The organism is Streptococcus sp. 22.1 (genome assembly GCF_016648645.1).
GTDB lineage: Bacteria > Bacillota > Bacilli > Lactobacillales > Streptococcaceae > Streptococcus.
The window spans coordinates 32,989-48,221 of record NZ_JACLQK010000003.1 but is presented as its reverse complement, the minus strand read 5'-3'; the positions used below and the strand labels follow the sequence as shown (position 1 = coordinate 48,221).

Sequence of the window (15,233 nt, the reverse complement as noted above, 5' to 3'; positions counted from 1 at the left end):
TTAAGACTCAGGTTATTGACAGTTTGGGCAAATTCCATGTAATATCATCTGTTCACGAGTAATGCGAAAACCAATTTGTGATTCTACCTCTTCCTTGAAAGACGGAATTGGTAGGTCTAAGTCGGTAATGTGACCGCATTTTTCACAAACAATATTTAAGTGATCATGTCCCATAAAATCATAATAGGTTGTATTATCATTATTAACCTTAATTTCAGAGACAATTCCTTCTTCAACCAATACCTTCAGGTTGTTATAGACTGTCGCCAAACTCATCCCAGGATTGTCAGGGAGAAGATCATAATATATCACATCTGCACTAGGATGTTGATCAGACATCATCAAATAGCGAATAACAGCTTTACGAGATTCCGTCAACCGAATTCCCTTAGCTTTTAACTGATTTAGGACATCTTCATAAACGCCTAGACTACGTCGATGCTCAGACATATCTCCGCCTCCCTTCTTCTAAAAGTATTTTACATCTATTATACACTTTTAGAGGAACTCTTGACAATCATCTTAACTCAAAAATGCTTATCTCAAGCCTGGCGCTTGTCCAAGCTCAGCAGTCAACATCCAGATTGTCTTATCAATTTCAGATTTAGCTGCAGTGAAGATATCATTTGAAGGAGCATCTCCTTCTTCATCTGTGATATCCAAACCAACTTGGAACAATACTGACAAATATTTGTATGTATCAACCAATAATTGAATTTGATCAGACATTGGCTTATCAAATGTACCAGTAGTTTCAGTCAAGCCTGAATTAGATGAAAATTCTACCAAAGTTGAGTATGGTTCCCCACCGATAGTAATCAAACGTTCACTAATAACATCAAGATGAGCATTCAAACTATCCATCAATTCATCCATTTTTGGATGAAGATAGAGGAAACCAGGACCACGCATATACCAATGAACTTGGTGAACAATTGAAGCTGCTACAGACAAATCAGCAACTGCTTGATTCAAAACTGCTTTAGTTTTTGTATTTGTTGGAGTTTCAGCTTGTTGGTTAACTGTTTCATTGATTGTTTCTTTAATTGAATCTACCATATTAATTCTCCTTATTTAGAATTACTATTATTTACACTTTTATTTTAGAATATTTCTAAATAATATGCAAGTGAAATGCTTTTTCTCATTCTTTTTCGAATAATTAGGTATGTTAAGCATTATTTATTTTTTTCTAGGAGCCTCCTTAGGCTCATTTATCGGACTAGTTTGTGATCGTTTTCCTGAGAACTCGATTATTTTTCCTAGTAGTCACTGTAGCCATTGCAAGCATCAGTTGCGTTTTTCCGAGATGATTCCTATCCTCTCACAACTTTTCTTAAGATCTCGATGTCGTTCATGTCAGTCTCCTATCCCTTTTCGTTACCTCTTTATGGAAATATTTTGTGGGGTAATATGTCTTCTATATTTCTATGACTTTTTAAGTCTTGAAGTAACCTACTTTCTTTACTTCAGCCTTTGTTTATCTATTTTTGATTTGAAACAGAAATCCTATCCACTTCTGATTTGGATAGTTGGAACAGTCCCACTCCTATTCATGGGCAACTATTACCTCACATTTGCCATAGGGATAATCCTCGCTTTCCTTTCTTTTATAAAACATCTAAACATTGGGGAAGGTGATTTTCTCTACTTAGCAAGTGCCTCACTTATTTTCCCATTTTCAAAAATACTTCTAACTATCGAGCTTGCGTGCCTATTAGGGCTAGCGTACTTCCTTATACGAAGAAATCTTAAGGAATGTATCGCATTTGTCCCATTTCTTTTTCTAGGGATTGTACTTCTTACCTTTTATTCAATTGTATAGAAAAAAGCCGATAAACTCGGCTTTCTTTATTAGTTCATATTAACACGGTGCCACTCATTAATAACATAAGAGAGCATTCCTAATTGTTGGAGACCCCAACCGCTGATTTCATCTGAATTTTCAGTTGATCCACCAAGGTAACGTGTATAGATTGCAACCATATAAGGTGTATCTTCCATAACGATAGCATCAACGTTAAGTGCTTCACGGACATAACCTGGTTTTTGATAAATTGTCAGATTAGGAAGATATGTCTTGTAGTACTCATTAGGGAATGACTCACCAATGTAGTGGAGAATATCCTTGTAATTATCTTGGTGTTTCCAAAGGTAATCCAAAACTTGGATGTAATAATCCGTCGTTGTCTTATTACCATGCATTTGGATAGTTTTCACTTCACCTTTTGATTTACCGTATTTATCGAGCATGCCATAGAATTTTTCCATACCACCAAGGCGCTCCGCCAAAGCGTAGGCAGGAGTATTCTCAGAGTAAACAAGAGAGTACTCTTGCATTTCTGGAATAGTCATTGAACCACCGAAAGCAGCAACATAATTATCATGTTCACCTTGGTATTCATACTCAGTATTAGTAATATCAAAACGTTCAGTTAAAGAAAGTTTACCTTTGTTAACCTCATCCATGACAAGCATGTTTAGTGGCAATTTATAAGTTGATCCTGCAGTCATTGGCTGAGTATCATTCATAGAGAATTGCTCATTTGTCTTGGTATTTTTATATGAAAAGGCAATTTGGCTAGACTCGATACCTTGGTCAGCCATAAAAGCTTCAACCACTTGGTTCAATGTCATGTTAGCATAATCATAATACAATCCATTACCATACATGGTATCTGCATCTGCTTCCATGACTGCTTGTTTAGCTTCGGCTGATTTATTAGTTGGAGTTACTTTTTCCTCTTTTTCTTTGTCTTCTTTTTTAGTGACTTTAGAACTAGAGCCGAAGATATTTCCAAGGCTACCGGTGTGACCAGCTTTTTTCCCACGTCCTGCTAAAGCAAGCATGGCAACAAACAAAAGTATTACCAGAACACCTAGGAAGGCTAAGATAAGATATGCTTTTTTATCATCACGAGATGATTTTGATTTAGATTTCTTAGAGCGTTTACTTCTAAGTGCCAAGGTTTCAGTTTTTGTTTCTTTTTCCTTGTGCTCAACTGGTACTACTGTTTCTTCAGCTACTTTTTTGTCTGCTGATTTTTTAGAAACCTTTTTTGTATCTTTTTTCGCTTCTTTTTTGTTGGCCTTTTTAGCGCCTTTTTTGACATCTTTTTTAGTATCTTTAGTGTCTTTCTTGACGTCTTGTTGAAGGTCTTGTTTTACCGAATCTTTCTTTTTATCTTTAGTTTTTCGGCGACTTCCACTGTACTTCTTGCTTGAATGTTTTTTCTTTTTTTTCATAACAATAATAGTTTAAGCTATAATTCACTAAAAAGCAAGGAGATTTTACAATCATATTACAAAAAATTATCCCCAATAGTGAGGATAATTTTAAACTTATTTAGCTGCTGCATAAAGCTCAGCAACTTTATTCCAGTTAATGATTTCAAAGAAAGCTTTGATGTAGTTTGGACGTACGTTACGGTAGTTTAGGTAGTAAGCATGCTCCCAAACATCAAGCGCCAAGATTGGTTTCTTACCGTCTGAGATAGGAGTGTCTTGGTTAGCAGTTGAAACAACTTCAAGTTTACCTTCATTGTTAACAACAAGCCATGCCCAACCTGAACCAAAACGAGTTGTTGCTGCTGCTGTGAAAGCTTCTTGGAAGGCTTCAAATGATCCGAAAGCTTCGTTAATAGCAGCTGCTACTTCAGCAGTTGGTTCTTGTTTTTCAGGAGACAAAAGTTCCCAGAAAAGTGCGTGGTTAAGGTGTCCACCACCATTATTAATAAGTGCTTGACGAATATCAGCTGGGATTTGTTCCACATCACCCAAAAGTGCTTCAAGGTCTTCACCAATTTCTGGGTGTTTTTCAAGAGCAGCATTAGCATTTGCTACATAAGTTGCATGGTGTTTATCGTGGTGAAGAGTCATTGTTTCAGCATCAATGTATGGTTCCAAAGCATCATATGCGTAAGGAAGGTCTGGAAGAATAATTGCCATAGTAAAGGTCCTCTTTTCATTTTTTCTTCATTTTACCGCAAAGTGGTAGAGCTTTCAAAAATTTTGCTTACAAAATCATAGAAAACTCTAAACCTCTAGCGGTTTGATAGAATTTTTAAAAGTGCTAAATCAAACAAGTAGTCTTTATCTAAAGTTCCTGTTTTTATCTGGTAATCTGTCTCTACTAAAATCTTAATCGTCATCTTTAAGAATGCTACTGATAAGGGACGGCTATCTCTCAGTGCGAAACGAACCTGAAACTGATTAACTTTACGCCCTAGATAATCTGAGAGACTTGAAACAATTTGCTGCTCACTTTTACCTTGAGCAGATAAAAGTTTAACCTGTAAATAGGTACGAAACTGTCCCAACATAACAGCAATCAACTTAATCTCATCTTCACCCTGCAGCCGTAAATCATGAACCAATTCACGAACGCTCTGAATCTGTCCTCGTATAAGAAGTTGCGTCATATCAAAAATGTTATCTTGCAAACTTTTCGGAATGGCCTCCGCAATGTCCTGTGATGAGATATTCCCTTCAGTTTTATATCCCTTTAGAAAAGCTAAGTTTTTTTGAACATCTGAAAAATCAAAATTTGACTTGATCAAAAGTTCCTCAAAAACTCCTGTATCAAAAGTAAGCCCCTCTTGATGCGCCTGCTTTTGAAAATAGGTTCTAAGTTCTGCATCTTTTAAAGGACTAGCTTCAAGCACCATGGCATCACGTTTGAGAAGTTTGACTAAACGACGCTTTCCATCTAGCTTTCCTGCAGACATTAAGACAAGACGAGTTGTTTCAACAGGAGACTCAAGATAATTTTCAAGACGCTTCAACTCTTTCTCATCCAGATACGACTTTTTAGCAGTAGTCATATCTGCGAAATGATCAAAAATGACCACCTTCTCATCTGCAAAAAAAGGCATACTTTCTAAATCGAGCTCAGCATCATGATAATCAGTCTCTGACATATCAAAATAAGAATAGGTCAAGTCACTGGGATCGAAACCAATTTGTTTTAAAAATTTTTCTTTAGCTTGACTATACTGCCCTAAATCTTCACCAGCCAAGACAGTTATCATGGGAAGCTTTTCTTTGGACAGCTTTTCAATCGTTTCCATAGCAATCATGGTCCTATTATAACAGAAATTTTCTCATAACAAAAAGCCCACCACTAAAGTGATGAACTTTACTTGATTAACCAGAGTTACGAAGACCTGTTGCAATACCATTGATGGTAATGTGAATAAGGCTAATTTCGTCATCGGTCAAATCATTGTTACGAAGACGTTTAATCAATTCAATTTGGATGTAGTTCAAGACATTGAAGTATGGCAAACGGAAGTCCAAACTTGCTTTAAGTGACGGACTCTCATCTAGGAAGCCATCATGTTTTTCAATCGCAAGAATGACATCTTTAGTCAACTGCCACTCATCCAAAATAATATTGAAGACACTACGAACTTCTTCACTTTCTGCCAATTGTGCATAGTGGAAGGCGATATTCATATCTGATTTTGAAAGCACCATGTCTACGTTTGACAAAAGTGAACGGAAGAATGGCCATGTTTCAAACATATGTTGAAGTTTCTCGAGGTTGCCTTCTTCAGCTTGGATAAAGCGATTAAAGGCAGAACCCACACCATACCAACCTGGGAACATGATACGGTTTTGTGACCATGAGAATACCCAAGGAATCGCACGCAGACCAGAAATCTCAGTAATAGTCTTACGAGCCGCTGGACGAGAACCGATATTCAAACTTGAGACTTCTTTAATAGGGCTTGCTTCAAAGAAGTAATCATAGAAATGTTCGTTTCCAAAGACAAGGTCACGATAAATAACATTTGAATCGTGAACAATTCCGTCCATAACCTCACGGAAATCAACCAATTCTTCTGGATCGGCAATTTGACGTGTCACCATACGGTCAAGAGCAGCTGAAACAAGCATTTCAAGATTGTAGTAAGCAGCATCCTTGTTGCCATATTTATTACCGATAACCTCACCTTGTTCAGTCAAGCGGATACGGTCTTTGATTGTACCAAATGGTTGAGAAGTAATGGCATCATATGATGGGCCACCACCACGACCAACAGTACCACCACGACCATGGAAGAAGGTAATCTTAATACCACGCTCTTCCCCAATCTTAGTCAATTCATTTTGAGCCTTGTAGAGGGTCCAACCAGATGACAAGTAACCACCATCTTTGTTAGAGTCTGAGTAACCCAACATGATTTCTTGGTAATTGTTACTATTTTTAATCCAACGTTTAACGATATCATAACCAAGGTATTGTTTCATGATATCATTAGAGTTTTCCAAGTCTTCGATAGTTTCAAAAAGTGGAACGATTTGGACACGCGCACGTTCTGTATCAACCAAGCCAACTTCTTTAAGAAGGATAGCCAACTCAAACATATCAGAAACGCTCTCAGTGTGAGAAATGATATGTTGTTTGATGACATCTTCACCAATATAGTCTTTCAAGAGACGAGCTGTACGGAAGATTGCCAATTCTTTTTCAAGAATTTCTGACTTAGGCACATTAGTTGATGACAAAGTACGAGGATCTTCTTGCAATTCTTTGAGAAGAACCGCAACCTTTTCAACCTCAGTCAATTCACTATAGTTATCAACAATATTAGCAGACTTAAGCAATTCTGCCACACAAGTTTCATGAACGCTTGAATCCTGACGCATATCGATTGTAGCAAGATAGAAACCAAAGACTTCTACAGCTTGGAGAAGCTCTTCAAAATCACCTGAAATTAAGACAGCATCGTCGTTTTCAAGAAGTGAATTTTTGATTGCCAAAAGATCATCATGGAAATCCTCAGCTGTTTCATAAAATTCAGTCGTTTGTTGTGAGACAGCTTGAAGACTTTGGCTGAGACGTTGTTGCACATAATCAGCTACTACTTCACCCGTTGAAGCTGAGCCTAGACGAACATTTTCAGAAAGACGTTTAGCAACTCTTTCCTTGCTAAAGTTTCCTTCTTTAAAGAAAAGAAGTGTCTGAATCAACTTAGACTGGATGTAACTGAAAGCACGACGGTAAGGTTCATTTTCACGATAAACAGATGTATCTGGAGAATGTTTCGCCATCTCTGCTACTGTATCTGAAACCTCAGTCAAGCGTGATGAGAGGGAGAACGAACGGTAAAGATTATCAACTTTTTCAATATAGTAGTTAAGGATAACTTCACTTTGTACAGTGGCAGAAAGTTTAAGAGTTTCTGCTGTTACAAATGGGTTCCCGTCACGGTCACCACCAATCCACATCCCCATAGTAATAGGTGTTGGATTGTCAAGTTTGATACCTTTTTCAACCGCTAAACGTTTGAATTCATGCGATAAGTTCGTAATCGCCTTAATCAATGAGGAGTTATAATACTCCATAACGTTAGTGATTTCGTTTTTAACCTTAAGTTTTTTCTCACGAATGATATCTGTTTGCATCATGATTTCTACATAACGACGCAAATCTGCATACCATTTATCCTTGTTGATAAGACCAGCCTTAACATCACGATGCTTACGGAGAAGTTCGTGAATGTGGTTAGTCAATTCAAGCATGGTTTTACGTTGAACCTGAGTTGGGTGGGCTGTCAATACCGGCACGACATTGACATGTTCAAGAATGTCACGTGCATTTTCACTTTCAGCGACAACATCAAAGGTTTCAGACAACTTACCTAGATAAGATTCATCAATATTGTTCTTGTGGTTGACTTCATAAGCCAAATCCACGTCTTCAGAGATATTAATCAAAAGAGGTAACAAAGAGAAATAACGTGATGCAACGACCATATCGTCATTTGTCATTTCTGAAATGGCTTGTGTAAGGGCCACATAGTCACCTTCATCATAAAGTTCAACCAAATGTTGGATAGTTGTGAGACCTTGCTCTCCAGCCATGCCTCGTGTTGCATCATCCAACAATTCTTTCAAGATACCAACTTCTTCAGAGATGATTTCCTGGTTGTTACTGCTTTCCAATTTGTTAAAAGCCAAACCTTATTCTCCTTACTTTATGTAGTACCCTCTTATCATATCACTTTTAAAACAAAAGTAAACTATTTTCCTTTAAATCGTCAGTTATTTTGCAATTTTCCGACTTTTTCAAACAAATTTTCAAGGCTATTTCCGAACTTTATAAAAAAGACTCTGAAACAGAGTTCAGAATCTTAATTATACTTTTCTTGATAGAATTTGATTTCATCGCCATCTTCAACCTTAAGTTGGTTGGCTGCTTTTTCACCAAGTTTACCATTGACATCAAACATCCAATAGATTCCCTTATCTTTATCTTGAGAAATACCATCGATCTCAGTGATGAAGCCATCGTTTTCTTGAACAGGATATACTTCTTCCAAGACATCAAGTACTGTATCACCTTTTTGGATTTCTACTGATTTTTTCTTACTTTCCTTATCTGTTTTCAAAATCAAAGTCACTTGACCTTGAACCTTAGACTGATGATTATTTGTGCTGCTAGTAAGTTTAGCTGCCTCATTTTTTCCACAGGCTGCTAAAGTAACAAGTGATACGGCAAGAAAAATATAGGTCAATAATTTTTTCATTTCAAAAACCTCCTAAAAATAGACTGGATGAATGGATAGAATAGAAGCGTCGATACTGCATGATAGGTGTCGTAAAGCAGACCAGAAATAACAAAGGTAATCCCACTTCTAAATAGGAGGCCATAGCTATAATCCATGAGAACCCCATAGAGAAAGGACAAGAGAGTTACCAAAGCAATCTGCCAAACAAGTGACAACCTAGGTGCAATCAAACTCCAAAGAGCCATCAAGACGCCGAAGGCCAGAATCTGATTAAAGACCCAAGGACCAAAACCAAAGATGAATCCTGAGATGGACATGGTTAAAGCCATAATCAACAGACCATCTACCAAACCCAAGTAAAGAACAGCCACAAAAAACATAGCTGTAATAGGCTGAATATTTGGCAATCCTATAAATGCTGACCGCAATCCTACTGCCAGAGCTGACAGAATGGCTATCCGAGCCATTCGTTGAATCGTTAGTTTCATACATCTATTATGCCAGAAATAAGGAAATATGACTAGTTTTTCAAAATAAAAACTAAAGATTTCTTGAAATACAGAGTAAGATCGTACAAATTGTAGAAAATAACATTCCTTGTTGCCTCTCCCAAATATCAAACAGTTTGAGCAGGCTGAATATTTGATATAAAAAGTGTTCTCTCATTCACTATCCTCTGTCATCTTGATAACAGTAAATAATTAAGTTCAATTAATTATAAAAGTTAACTTGACTTAATTTTTGTTTTAAAGTATATTAAACTCAAGGAGGTAGCTAATGATTCAAATTGAAAATATTAATGTGTCTTACCAACAGACATTAGCTCTGGATAATATCACCTTAAACTTGGAGGGACCTAGTATTACTGGAATTATTGGACCAAATGGTGCTGGTAAATCAACTCTAATTAAAGCATTAATTGGTATTATTCCTCACTCTGGAAAAATCCTTTTCAATAAACAACCGATTCGTCAGCAATTGAATCGTATTTCCTATGTTGCACAGAAGGCTGATATTGATTTTAACTTTCCGATTACTGTCAGAGAATGCATCTCTCTAGGACTCTATCCCAAAACCAAGTTCTTTAAACGTCTATCTAAGAGTGATTGGTCTAAGGTCACAGATGCTTTAACACTACTTGGTCTAAATGATTTGGCCCATCGACAAATAAGCCAATTATCAGGAGGCCAATTTCAACGTGTTCTAATCGCTCGTTGTCTTGTACAAGAGGCTGATATTATTTTATTAGATGAACCCTTTGTAGGGATTGACTCTGTTAGCGAAGATATTATCATGAACACCTTGAGAGAACTTAGGGACAAAGGTAAGCTTATTCTTATTGTCCACCATGATTTGAGCAAAGTTCCTCATTATTTTGACCAAGTTATCCTCCTAAATCGTAAACTGATTGCTAGTGGGCCTACTAATCTTGTTTTTAATGAGGATAATCTCCGTAAAACCTACGGTAACAGTTTATTTTATAAAGGAGATGTAAATGATTTCTGAATTTATTGATGGTTTGCTAAATTTCCACTTCTTACAAAATGCTCTTATAACGGCTTTAGTTATTGGAATTGTCGGGGGTGCTGTTGGTTGTTTTATTATTCTAAGAGGTATGTCACTTATGGGTGATGCAATTTCACATGCGGTTCTACCTGGGGTAGCCATTTCCTTTATCTTGGGTATTAACTTTTTCATAGGAGCTATCATCTTTGGACTTTTAGCTTCTACAATGATTACCTATATCAAAAGCAATTCCATTATTAAGAGTGACACAGCAATTGGGATTACCTTTTCGAGCTTTCTAGCTCTCGGTATTATTCTCATCGGTGTTGCTAATAGTTCCACAGATCTCTTTCATATTCTCTTCGGGAATATTCTAGCTGTACAAGACATGGATATGTGGATAACGATTATCGTTTCACTTCTCGTACTAGCAACTATTACAATCTTCTTTCGCCCTCTACTCCTAACATCCTTTGATCCAATTTTGGCCAAGTCTATGGGAGTTAAGGTCACCTTCTACCACTACTTACTTATGGTTATTCTAACTTTGGTTTCTGTAACTGCCATGCAGAGTGTTGGCACTATTCTTATTGTGGCACTTTTAATTACACCGGCTGCCACTGCCTACCTTTATGTTCATAGCCTAAAAACAATGATTCTTCTCTCATCAGGATTGGGGGCTCTGGCATCTGTTCTAGGTCTTTTTATCGGCTATAGTTTTAATATTGCAGCTGGTTCGAGCATTGTATTAACGTCTGCTCTACTCTTTCTCATCAGCTTTTTCATCGCCCCAAAACAAAGTGGCATGAATAAAACTTCTAAACAATAAAAAATAGGATGAAAATAATATGAAAAAAATACTATCAACAATAGTACTACTACTTTTAGCGGTAGTTACTCTAACAGCTTGTACCAATAAACAAGGCAGTAACAAGGATAAATTACGAGTCGTTACGACCAATTCCATTATTGCTGATATCACCAAAAATATTGCCGGAGATAAAATCACTCTCCACAGTATTGTCCCCGTTGGTAAGGATCCTCACGAATACGAACCCCTTCCTGATGATGTAAAGAAGACATCGCAAGCTGACTTGATTTTTTACAACGGTATCAATTTAGAAACTGGTGGAAATGCTTGGTTTACTAAGTTAGTCAAGAATGCTCATAAGACAGAAAATAAAGATTATTTTGCAGTTAGTGATGGTGTTAAGGTAATTTACCTTGAAGGTCAATCAGAAAAAGGTAAGGAAGATCCCCACGCTTGGCTTAATCTGGAAAATGGGATTATTTATGCTCAAAATATTGCCAAGCAACTGATTGCTAAGGACCCTAAAAACAAGACCTACTACGAAAAGAATCTAAAATCTTATACTGACAAACTTAGTAAACTGGACCAAGAAGCTAAAGAAACATTTAACAAGATTCCCGATGAGAAAAAACTGATTGTCACTAGTGAAGGATGCTTCAAATACTTCTCAAAAGCCTATGGCGTACCATCTGCCTACATCTGGGAAATCAATACAGAAGAAGAAGGCACACCAGACCAAATCAAAACACTCGTGGAAAAACTACGTCAAACAAAGGTACCAGCTCTCTTTGTCGAATCTAGTGTCGATGAACGCCCTATGAAAACAGTATCTAAGGATACCAATATTCCTATCTATGCAAAGATCTTTACAGATTCTATTGCTGAAAAAGGGCAAAACGGTGACAGCTACTACAACATGATGAAATATAATCTGGATAAAATCACCCAAGGCTTGAATCAGTAAAAATCTTATCTAAGATATCTTCTGTATTCTTCTGATAAATCTGTTATACTAAGATGAGACTATTTTCAAAGGAAGAGACATGACACCTAATAAAGAAGACTACCTCAAATGTATCTATGAGATTGGTACTGAAGAAGGCAAAATTAGTAATAAGGAAATTGCGAACCGCATGCAGGTGTCTCCACCTGCTGTGACAGAAATGATTAAGAAATTGATTTCAGAAGGCCTTATCATCAAAGATAAAGCCAAGGGCTACCTCCTAACGGAAACAGGTACAATCAACGTTGCTGAACTCTATCGGAAACATCGCCTCATCGAAGCCTTTTTGGTGGACCACTTGCAATACACTTGTGATCAAATTCATCAAGAGGCAGAAATTTTAGAGCATACTGTCTCTGATCACTTTATCAATGCCCTTGACCGCCTACTCAATTACCCTCAAACCTGTCCACACGGTGGGCAGATTCCTAAATCAGGTCAGCTCATAGAGGAAATCTACAACCAGACTTTTACACAAGACCTTGCTCCTGGAGACTATGTCCTTCGTCGAGTTCAAGATCAAATTGATCTACTCCATTATTTGAAGACTGTCGGTCTTAAAATTGGAACACCTTTTACCTTTGAAGGCTTTGACCCTTTTACACTACTATACCGCCTGAATATTGATGGAAAAGAAATTCAAATTCCAGAAACTGTTGCTAGCAACCTTTATATTGAATCAAACTAAAAAAGCGAGGCTGATGAACACACTTAGAAGTGTCATCAGCCTCACTTTTTTTACATTTGTTTCAAGCGTTCCACCCGTTCTGAAATTGGGGGGTGGGTATAAAAGAGCTTCTGCAAACCAGATTCTTTTTTAGGGTCATTGATAAAGAGGGCTGCGCTAGCATCATCCACATGATGTTGCATTGGCGCACTATTATCAAGTTTGAGCAGAGCGTTAATCATACCTTGTGGGTTACGTGTCAATTCGACGCTAGAAGCATCAGCTAAAAATTCACGCTGGCGTGAAATAGCCAACTGAACCAAGGTAGCTGCCAAAGGCGCCAGAATAATGGCAATCAAAGAAATAATGAGAAGAATAATTTCCAAACCGCTACTTCCATTACGGTCATCATCATTTCTACGACGCCCTCCACCCCAGAACATCATATTACGAGCCATCCCAGCTAGCATGGTAATGGCAGATGCTAAGGCAACTGCTATGGTAGAGATTCGGATATCGTAGTTGCGAATATGACTCACTTCATGTCCAATAACTCCTTCAAGTTCCTCACGATTCATAACCGCAAGAAGACCTGTTGTAGCAGCTACAGCAGCATTTTTAGGGCTTGATCCAGTCGCAAAAGCGTTCATTGAAGGATCATCGACAATAAAGACACGTGGCATCGGTATTTGTGCCACCATAGCCATATCCTCAACAACATGATAAAGGTTCGGAGCGGTTTGTTCGTCAACCTCTCGTGCACCATTCATAGCCATAACGACATTGGTTGATTGGAAAATCATGGTAACGGCATAGATAAAACCGATAACTAGAGCAAGAATCAGACCACCGAAGCCTGAACCTAACCAAAGATAGCCGACACCGTAACCAACAAGGCCCAACAAGAGGAAAAAGACCAGGAGCAAAAGCCAAGTCTTTCTCTTATTTCGAGCAATCTGATCAAATAACATATTAGTTACCTAGTCCACTGAAATCAACCTTAGGAACAGCTTTTTCTTCTTCTGGTGTTTCAAGGAATTCAGCAGCCTTAAAGCTAAACATTTTAGCAATAACATTGCTTGGGAAGGTTTCCAATTTCACATTGTAGTTACTTGTCACACTGTTATAAAGTTGGCGCGAATAGGCAATTTTATTTTCAGTGTTCGTCAACTCTTCTTGAAGCTGGCTGAAGTTGGCACTAGCCTTAAGATCAGGGTAACTTTCAGCTACCGCAAAGATTCCAGAAACCTGACGAGTCAATTCATCACTGGCACGCATAGCTTCTGCAGGAGAAGTCGCAGCTGCAACTTGATTACGAAGTTCTGCTACTTTTTCAAGCGTTGAACCTTCATATTTAGCGTAACCTTTAACTGTTTCAATCAAGTTAGGAAGGAGATCATTACGACGTTTCAATTGAACATCAATTTGACTCCATGCCTCCTTGGTTTGCATACGGCTTTTAACCAAGCCGTTATAACTTGCAATAACAAAAATCACAAGAACAACAATAATGGCAATAATAATCCAAATCATATTTAGTTTCCTTTCTTATACTTAAAAAGAGTCGGTACGACTTCTCTTACAAGTATTTTGATAGTCTCAGTATATCAAATTTTCAGATAAAAGTGGTAAAATGTGAGTCGTTTTACAAAAAAACTGGACATCTTGTCCAGCTTTTTTTTATTACTCTTTAGACGTGTGTCGTTTGCCTTGGGCTAGGGCATCTGCTTCTGTCATAGTAACGACATTTGCTTTGTTGGTGTTGCTAGGCATACTATTGATGTCATACCAATAAACATCTGCTGTTCCATGACGCGCCACATAAACTGTTCTATTCTCTTCTTGTATAGGTTGCACAGGCTCTGGTTCAGAACTTGGTTGTTCAGTCACCTGTGAACTCTCAGAACTAGGCTCAGATGGTGCTTCAGTAAATTCAGTTACCGTATTTGTTGCTGTCCCATCTGCATAATTGATTTCTGCATTTGGTGATTGGTTATCTAAGACAACATGTGTAACTCCCTGACTATCAAGAGTCTCCTTATCTCCACCAAGTTTAATTTCCAAGAGATTTCCAGAACTATCGATACCAACATACTGAAGTTCCACTTGACGAGGCAACAACTCGTCTCCACTGTAGATAGCTGTTACCTTATAATCTAACCAATAGTTAGGGTGGAGTGCCAGCCAGTTATCCAAGCGATTCTCGTAATAAAGCATGCCTGACTGATTACCTTCGTCAGTTCCTTTATAATTTCCAGAGTTCAACCAGGCAGTCATAGGTACTAAATTCTTGCCCTCGTCATTGACACCAGAAAACTGATAGCCAATCAAATGTCCTCGATTCATTAACCAAGATTTTGATTTACCATCACCATAATAAAACTTATAGTTATGCCATCCTACAGGATCATATTTTATTTTACCGGGGCGTTTATTCTTTGGCTCGTCCTTATCTTGTAACTGTATATGAGCACTGTGGGCACGTCCTAACTGGTCCTTTTCCTCCATGACAAACTGCTTTTGACCATTAAAAGCTAATATACCGTTGTTCTCATCCGCTTGAGCTACTTGAGAGCTTACAGTCAACGATTGTTTGCTAGTATCTATTGAAAATCCTAAACCTAAAGTAAATACTAAAACAAGAAGAGCAAATAAACGAATCCTACTATTTCTTTTTTCTTTCATTATCTTAACTCCTTAATTTTTTATCACTTTAATTATACAGGA

At 37.6% G+C, this 15,233-nt stretch carries 16 protein-coding genes; 5 read left to right on the top strand and 11 right to left on the bottom strand.

From position 1 onward, the window contains the following. Nucleotides 1–12 precede the first annotated feature (12 nt). Together H7U04_RS02015 and H7U04_RS02010 are read right to left on the bottom strand one after the other, a co-directional pair. A complete protein-coding gene (locus H7U04_RS02015; RefSeq protein WP_107372893.1) occupies nt 13–450 on the bottom strand; it encodes a Fur family transcriptional regulator in 438 nt (145 codons plus the stop codon). Nucleotides 451–537: 87 nt separating this feature from the next. After that, nucleotides 538–1,059: a Dps family protein gene (locus tag H7U04_RS02010; RefSeq protein WP_037600458.1), complete on the bottom strand. Its 522-nt coding sequence runs from the start codon at nt 1,057–1,059 to the stop codon at nt 538–540. Between the two features lie 109 nt (nt 1,060–1,168). Here H7U04_RS02010 and H7U04_RS02005 point away from each other — a divergent pair, with 109 nt between their 5' ends. Then, on the top strand, nt 1,169–1,825 hold the full coding sequence (locus H7U04_RS02005) for a prepilin peptidase (protein ID WP_110980979.1): 657 nt from the start codon (nt 1,169–1,171) through the stop codon (nt 1,823–1,825). A 29-nt stretch (nt 1,826–1,854) separates the two neighbouring features. Here H7U04_RS02005 and H7U04_RS02000 read toward each other — a convergent pair whose 3' ends face one another. From H7U04_RS02000 to H7U04_RS01975, 6 genes are all read right to left on the bottom strand, one after another. Further along, complete coding sequence (locus H7U04_RS02000) at nt 1,855–3,246, bottom strand: serine hydrolase (protein ID WP_110980980.1); 1,392 nt, start codon at nt 3,244–3,246, stop codon at nt 1,855–1,857. A gap of 96 nt (nt 3,247–3,342) precedes the next feature. After that, nucleotides 3,343–3,948: a superoxide dismutase SodA gene (sodA, locus tag H7U04_RS01995; RefSeq protein ID WP_060972751.1), complete on the bottom strand. Its 606-nt coding sequence runs from the start codon at nt 3,946–3,948 to the stop codon at nt 3,343–3,345. Nucleotides 3,949–4,043: 95 nt separating this feature from the next. After that, a complete protein-coding gene (gene holA, locus H7U04_RS01990) occupies nt 4,044–5,078 on the bottom strand; it encodes a DNA polymerase III subunit delta (RefSeq protein WP_073685349.1) in 1,035 nt (344 codons plus the stop codon). Between the two features lie 67 nt (nt 5,079–5,145). Further along, nucleotides 5,146–7,968: a phosphoenolpyruvate carboxylase gene (gene ppc / locus H7U04_RS01985; RefSeq protein ID WP_002890650.1), complete on the bottom strand. Its 2,823-nt coding sequence runs from the start codon at nt 7,966–7,968 to the stop codon at nt 5,146–5,148. A gap of 173 nt (nt 7,969–8,141) precedes the next feature. Beyond that, on the bottom strand, nt 8,142–8,537 hold the full coding sequence (locus H7U04_RS01980) for a DUF4430 domain-containing protein (RefSeq protein ID WP_070438914.1): 396 nt from the start codon (nt 8,535–8,537) through the stop codon (nt 8,142–8,144). After that, entirely contained in the window at nt 8,534–9,007 is a 474-nt protein-coding gene (locus H7U04_RS01975; protein ID WP_021147012.1) for a substrate-specific component CbrT of cobalamin ECF transporter, read from the bottom strand. The genes H7U04_RS01980 and H7U04_RS01975 overlap by 4 nt, the downstream gene beginning before the upstream one ends. Nucleotides 9,008–9,296: 289 nt before the next feature. Here H7U04_RS01975 and H7U04_RS01970 point away from each other — a divergent pair, with 289 nt between their 5' ends. The 4 genes from H7U04_RS01970 (at nt 9,297) to H7U04_RS01955 (ending at nt 12,527) form a co-directional block, all read left to right on the top strand. Then, nucleotides 9,297–10,025: a metal ABC transporter ATP-binding protein gene (locus tag H7U04_RS01970; RefSeq protein WP_002890643.1), complete on the top strand. Its 729-nt coding sequence runs from the start codon at nt 9,297–9,299 to the stop codon at nt 10,023–10,025. Beyond that, nucleotides 10,015–10,854: a metal ABC transporter permease gene (locus tag H7U04_RS01965; RefSeq protein WP_002884063.1), complete on the top strand. Its 840-nt coding sequence runs from the start codon at nt 10,015–10,017 to the stop codon at nt 10,852–10,854. The genes H7U04_RS01970 and H7U04_RS01965 overlap by 11 nt, the downstream gene beginning before the upstream one ends. 19 nt (nt 10,855–10,873) lie before the next feature. Further along, complete coding sequence (locus tag H7U04_RS01960) at nt 10,874–11,800, top strand: metal ABC transporter substrate-binding protein (RefSeq protein WP_037600444.1); 927 nt, start codon at nt 10,874–10,876, stop codon at nt 11,798–11,800. Nucleotides 11,801–11,879: 79 nt separating this feature from the next. Next, nucleotides 11,880–12,527 (top strand): metal-dependent transcriptional regulator, encoded by a 648-nt coding sequence (locus H7U04_RS01955; protein WP_201042897.1) that lies wholly within the window; start codon nt 11,880–11,882, stop codon nt 12,525–12,527. 50 nt (nt 12,528–12,577) lie between these two features. Here the strand turns inward: H7U04_RS01955 and htpX are convergent, their stop codons facing one another. The 3 genes from htpX to H7U04_RS01940 all read right to left on the bottom strand — a co-directional run bounded on the left by htpX (nt 12,578) and on the right by H7U04_RS01940 (nt 15,191). After that, nucleotides 12,578–13,477 carry a zinc metalloprotease HtpX gene (htpX, locus tag H7U04_RS01950; protein WP_002890638.1) on the bottom strand — a complete coding sequence of 300 codons (900 nt, stop codon included), beginning with the start codon at nt 13,475–13,477 and terminating at the stop codon, nt 12,578–12,580. 1 nt (nt 13,478) lies between these two features. Continuing rightward, nucleotides 13,479–14,039 (bottom strand): LemA family protein, encoded by a 561-nt coding sequence (locus H7U04_RS01945; protein WP_002884070.1) that lies wholly within the window; start codon nt 14,037–14,039, stop codon nt 13,479–13,481. A gap of 150 nt (nt 14,040–14,189) precedes the next feature. Next, the gene (locus H7U04_RS01940) at nt 14,190–15,191 is read right to left on the bottom strand and encodes a DNA/RNA non-specific endonuclease (RefSeq protein ID WP_201042896.1); all 1,002 of its coding nucleotides are present in this window, start codon (nt 15,189–15,191) and stop codon (nt 14,190–14,192) included. Nucleotides 15,192–15,233: the final 42 nt, after the last annotated feature.